Here is a 5002-nt window from a genome sequence, read left to right as displayed (position 1 = left end):
GCGATGCCTGCGAGCTTTTCGCTTACGAGCTTTTCATCCACGACGATCTTTTGCCCTTTAAACTTATCGGCTTCAAAGCTGACATCCTCAAGCACCTTTTCCATTATCGTATGTAGTCTTCTAGCGCCGATGTCTTCTACTTTTTCGTTCGTGCTCGCCGCAAATTTCGCGATCGCTTTAACCCCGTCCTCGCTAAATTCCAGCTCGACGCCCTCGGTCTTTAAAAGCGCCGAGTACTGCTTAAGAAGCGAATTTTTTGGCTTGGTTAAAATTTCACACAGCGCCGCCTCGTCTAAGCTGTCAAGCTCGACGCGAAGCGGGAAGCGCCCCTGAAGCTCGGGTATGAGATCGCTCGGCTTGCTGATATGAAAGGCGCCCGCGGCGATAAAAAGGATGTGATCGGTATCGATATTGCCGAATTTCGTGCTTACGCTGCTGCCCTCCACGATCGGAAGCAGATCGCGCTGCACCCCCTCTTTGCTCGGATCCTGCCTGCCGCTATTACCGCTTGAAACCGCCACCTTATCGATCTCGTCGATAAAGATGATGCCCTCGTTTTGCGCGCGCCTAACGGCTTCGGCTTTGATGCTCTCCATATCGAGAACTTTCTCGCTAGCCTCACTTTTGAGGGCAACCTTGGCGTCTTTAACCTTCATCTCTTTTTTGCTCTTGCGCGTCGAAATTCCGATTACTTTGATGAAGCTTTCCTGCATATTCGCCATCTCGGGCGGTAAATTCGGATTTGACTCAAGCGCGTTTTCGCTCACTTCAATCTCGATGCTAAGATCGTCCAGATCGCCGCGCTCGAGCTTGGCCGCCATCTTTTCGTAGCTTTTTTCGTAATCTGTAACCTTCTCCTCGCTCGCTCCGCGCGGAAGCGGCGGAAGGACTTTTTCTAAAATTTTACGCTTGATGTAATCATCGATCTTGTCTTTGTTCTTTTCAAATTCCTCGCCGCGCACTAAATTTACCGACGCGGCGGCCAGATCTCGCACCATGCTCTCCACGTCGCGCCCCACGAAGCCCACCTCGGTGTATTTGCTCGCCTCGACCTTGATAAAAGGAAGTCCGAACATCTTCGAAAGCCTGCGCGCGATCTCGGTCTTACCTACGCCGGTAGAGCCGATCATCAGGATGTTTTTGGGCATCACCTCGTTTTTCATCTCATCTTCGAGCGCCATTCTGCGGTAGCGATTTCGCAAAGCCACCGCTATCGTGCGTTTGGCGCTATTTTGTCCGATTATATATTCGTCTAGTTTTTCTACAATCTGCTTTGGCGTCATCATCTCTTTTCGTCCCAAATTGCGTATGTTTTGATGTTTTCGTTCGTGTAAATGCAAATCTCGCCCGCGATTTTAAGGCTTTGCTTTACGAGCTCCTCTTCGTCTAAGCTTGCAAATTTATCCAAAGCTCGCGCCGCGCTAAGAGCGTAATTCCCGCCGCTTCCGATCGCCGCGATCTTGCCGTCGTCCGGCTCTACCACATCGCCCGTGCCGCTAAGCAGAAAGATATTTTTGCGATCCAGCACCAGCATCATCGCTTCGAGCTTTCGCAGATACTTATCCTTGCGCCACTGCTTGCTAAATTCTATCACCGCCCTTAAAAGATCGCCCTTTGCGCCATCTAAGCACTTCTCAAACATATCAAAAAGATTAAACGCATCGGCGGTGCTGCCCGCAAAGCCCGCCAAGACGTTACCCTCTTTGCCGATCTTTCGAATTTTAGTCGCATTGCCCTTTAAGACGGTGTTTCCGAACGTAACCTGCCCGTCGCCGCCGATGACGGAGCCCTTCGCGCCTTTGTAGGCTAAAATGGTAGTCGCTTCAAACACTAGCCACCTCTATCTCAAATTTAGCGCCTATGCCGTGCTTTAGCTTGGCATTTACGTCGTAGATCCCGGTCGTTTTGATGGCTTCGGTCTCTAAAATTTTCTTATCGATTTCGATCCCCTTTTGCTCTTTTAGTGCGGTTGCGATCTCATCTTTGGTAACCGAGCCGAAAAGCGCGCCGCTCTCGCCCGTCTGTTTTACGATCTTTACGCGGATCTTGGCTAGCTCCTCGGCTAGTTTTTGCAAACTTGCGACCTCGTATTTTTCTAGCTCGGCTTGCTTTTTCTTATCCGCTTCAAATTTACGCAAAACCTCAGTCGTAGCGGCTTTGGCGTAGCCTTTGCCGATTAGGAAGTTATTGCCGTAGCCGTCCTTGACCTCCTTTACCTCGCCCGCCTTTCCGAGCCCCTTAACGTCTTTGATCAGTAATACTTTCATCCATTATCCTTTTAAATTTAGCTTTAAATTTATAAAATTTTATGAGCGGCGCGGGCGGATCTGAAATTTAGTGAAATTTCATGAAACCTGCCCGCAGCCGCTCGCTACTTTTTCGATAAATTTTAAAATTTCGCTTTGCGAAATCCGCCTGCGCGCCTTGTCACTATGAGGCAAAATTTTCAGCTAAAGCTTGCGTCCGTTCTTTCCCGCGATGATAAATCTTAGCGCGCTTAGCTTGATAAATCCGTCGCCGTCCTTTTGATTGAAAACCTTATCCTCTTCAAACGTCACGAAATCGGTATTAAACAAGCTATCGCTCTTGCTTTCCCTGCCTAGCACGGTCACGTTGCCTTTATAAAGCTCGAGCTTAACCTTGCCGTTTACGTGCTCTTGGGATTTATTTATCAGCTCTTGAAGCAGCAAGCGCTCCGGGCTGAACCAAAAGCCGTTGTAGATGAGCTCGGCGTAGCGCGGCATCAGATCATCTTTTAGATGCGCCGCGCCGCGATCTAGCGTGATGCTCTCGATCGCGCGGTGAGCCTTTAGCATAATCGTGCCGCCTGGAGTTTCGTAGCAGCCGCGGCTCTTCATGCCGACGTAGCGATTTTCTACTAGATCGAGCCTGCCGATGCCGTTTTTAGCGCCGAGTTCGTTAAGCGCAGCTAGCATCTCATGCGGCTTAAGCGCCTTGCCGTTTAGCTTTACGGGATCGCCGTGTTTATATTCGATCTCGATGATCTCGCTCTTATCTGGCGCATTTTTAGGGCTCACGGTCCATCGCCACATATCCTCTTCAGGCGCATGGGCGGGATCTTCAAGCACCAAGCCCTCGTAGGAGATGTGAAGGATATTCGCATCCATCGAATACGGCGACTTGCCGGGCTTTGAGGCGATGTCGATGCCGTTTTTCTTAGCGTAGGCAAGCAATTTCTCGCGAGAGTTCAGATCCCACAGCCTCCACGGCGCAATCACCTTAATATCGGGATTTAGCGCGTATGCGCCAAGCTCGAAGCGGACTTGGTCGTTACCCTTACCGGTCGCGCCGTGGCTTACGGCATCCGCACCAGTTTTTTTAGCAATTTCGACTAACTTTTTAGCGATCAACGGGCGCGCAATCGATGTGCCTAAAAGATATTCGCCCTCATAGACGGCATTTGCGCGAAACATCGGAAATACGTAATCGCGCACAAATTCCTCGCGCAGATCCTCTACGAAGATATTTTCCTTTTTGATGCCCAGTTTCACAGCTTTGTTTTTGATAGGCTCCAAATCCTCATTCTGACCGATATCTGCGGTGAAAGTCACCACATCGCAGCCGTAAGTATCGCCGAGCCACTTTAAAATAATGCTAGTATCTAGTCCTCCGGAATACGCCAAAACGACCTTTTTTACATCTTTTGCCATCTCAAATCCTTTACGTAAAATTTGGCGAAATTCTACCAAAAATAGTTTAATAGTTGCTTTTAAGGCAAATATCGCTAAACTCACGCCTATGAGAATCGATAAATTTTTAAACGCAGTAAATATCACCAAGCGGCGCGCTATCAGCGAAGATATGTGCAAAAGCGGCGTCGTAGCCGTAAACGGCGCGGTAGCAAAGCCCGCCAAAGAGCTTAAAATCGGCGATGTAATCACAATAAGCTTTTTAGATAGAAAACAAAGCTTTAAGGTCCTAGCCTTTCCTAGCGCGAAAAATACGCCCAAAAGCGAGCAGGCAAAGTATGTCCAAGAGCTTTGAACTGCTCTGCGGCGAGGATGAAATTTCGCGCCTCGTGCAGGCTCTGCCAAAAAGCGGCATAATATTGCTAATCGGCGATCTTGCCAGCGGCAAAACGACGCTTGCGCGCGCGATCGTGCGGGCTCACGGGTTAGACGAGCACGTGAGCTCGCCGACATTTTCGATCATGCAAAACTACGGCGAAATTTATCATTACGACATCTATAACGGCGGCTGTGAGGGGATTTTAAAAAACGGACTATTTGAAAATTTATTTGAAGAGGGGCTTCATCTGATCGAATGGGCGGATGAAAATTTGATAAATTTACTTAAAAAATATGAGCTTGATTTTTGCGTAGTGAGGATCACGCCGCACGCGCAAGGGCGAAAATACGAGGTAACCTATGCATAAACTGGAAGTCAGGGGTCTTAAAAAAACCATAAAAGGCACGCCGATCATTAAGGGCATCTCGCTGGAGCTTTACAACGGCGAGATCGTGGGGCTGCTGGGGCCCAATGGAGCGGGCAAAACCACGACGTTTTATATGATCTGCGGGCTGATAAGCGCTAGCGGCGGCGATATCTTGCTTAATGAGAACAGCATCGCGAAGGTTCCGCTTCACAAACGCGCCAAGCTCGGCATAGGCTACCTACCGCAAGAAAGTAGCATCTTTAAGGAGCTCAACGTTGAGGAAAATTTAATGCTCGCTGCAGAGATTACCTATAAAAATAAAGTCGAAGCCTCACGAAAGGTCGATGAGATGCTAAATCTGCTCAACATCGAGCCGATCAGATTGCGCAAAGGCGTGAGCCTAAGCGGCGGCGAGCGCAGGCGTTGCGAGATCGCGCGAAGTCTAATGATAACGCCGAAATTTCTACTTTTGGACGAGCCGTTTGCGGGCGTCGATCCGATCGCCGTTAACGACATCCAAAGCATCGTGCGCGATTTAAGCGATCTTGGCATCGGCGTGCTCATCACCGATCACAATGTCCGCGAAACGCTTGCGATCTGCGACCG

General features: G+C 49.4%; 7 protein-coding genes. 3 read left to right on the top strand and 4 right to left on the bottom strand.

Annotated features, from left to right (window positions below):
- From hslU to Q0340_RS11740, 4 genes are all read right to left on the bottom strand, one after another.
- Nucleotides 1–1286: HslU--HslV peptidase ATPase subunit (hslU, locus tag Q0340_RS11755; RefSeq protein WP_298083462.1), on the bottom strand; the 1286-nt coding region annotated here is incomplete at its 3' end.
- On the bottom strand, nt 1283–1831 hold the full coding sequence (gene hslV, locus Q0340_RS11750; protein ID WP_005870266.1) for an ATP-dependent protease subunit HslV: 549 nt from the start codon (nt 1829–1831) through the stop codon (nt 1283–1285). The genes hslU and hslV, both read right to left, overlap by 4 nt.
- On the bottom strand, nt 1824–2267 hold the full coding sequence (rplI, locus tag Q0340_RS11745) for a 50S ribosomal protein L9 (RefSeq protein WP_298083461.1): 444 nt from the start codon (nt 2265–2267) through the stop codon (nt 1824–1826). The genes hslV and rplI overlap by 8 nt, the downstream gene beginning before the upstream one ends.
- A 183-nt stretch (nt 2268–2450) precedes the next feature.
- Nucleotides 2451–3671 (bottom strand): argininosuccinate synthase, encoded by a 1221-nt coding sequence (locus tag Q0340_RS11740; RefSeq protein WP_297880064.1) that lies wholly within the window; start codon nt 3669–3671, stop codon nt 2451–2453.
- 88 nt (nt 3672–3759) lie between these two features.
- Between Q0340_RS11740 and Q0340_RS11735 the strand changes: the two genes are divergently transcribed.
- The 3 genes from Q0340_RS11735 to lptB all read left to right on the top strand — a co-directional run.
- A complete protein-coding gene (locus tag Q0340_RS11735) occupies nt 3760–4005 on the top strand; it encodes an RNA-binding S4 domain-containing protein (RefSeq protein WP_297904011.1) in 246 nt (81 codons plus the stop codon).
- On the top strand, nt 3989–4396 hold the full coding sequence (gene tsaE / locus Q0340_RS11730) for a tRNA (adenosine(37)-N6)-threonylcarbamoyltransferase complex ATPase subunit type 1 TsaE (protein WP_298083460.1): 408 nt from the start codon (nt 3989–3991) through the stop codon (nt 4394–4396). The genes Q0340_RS11735 and tsaE overlap by 17 nt, the downstream gene beginning before the upstream one ends.
- Nucleotides 4389–5002, top strand: a 614-nt coding sequence (gene lptB / locus Q0340_RS11725) for an LPS export ABC transporter ATP-binding protein (RefSeq protein ID WP_298083459.1), incomplete at its 3' end; no start/stop codon positions are given. The genes tsaE and lptB, both read left to right, overlap by 8 nt.

This window comes from uncultured Campylobacter sp., assembly GCF_938045595.1.
Classification (GTDB): domain Bacteria; phylum Campylobacterota; class Campylobacteria; order Campylobacterales; family Campylobacteraceae; genus Campylobacter_B.
Note: the sequence above shows the minus strand (reverse complement) of the source record. Positions and strands in the feature narration are given on the sequence as shown.

Bases quoted from the DNA above. Each gene is read 5' to 3' on its own strand.
- rplI (WP_298083461.1), bottom strand. From the start codon at position 2,267: ATGAAAGTATTACTGATCAAAGACGTTAAGGGGCTCGGAAAGGCGGGC.
- Q0340_RS11740 (WP_297880064.1), bottom strand. From the start codon at position 3,671: ATGGCAAAAGATGTAAAAAAGGTCGTTTTGGCGTATTCCGGAGGACTA.
- Q0340_RS11735 (WP_297904011.1), top strand. From the start codon at position 3,760: ATGAGAATCGATAAATTTTTAAACGCAGTAAATATCACCAAGCGGCGC.
- tsaE (WP_298083460.1), top strand. From the start codon at position 3,989: ATGTCCAAGAGCTTTGAACTGCTCTGCGGCGAGGATGAAATTTCGCGC.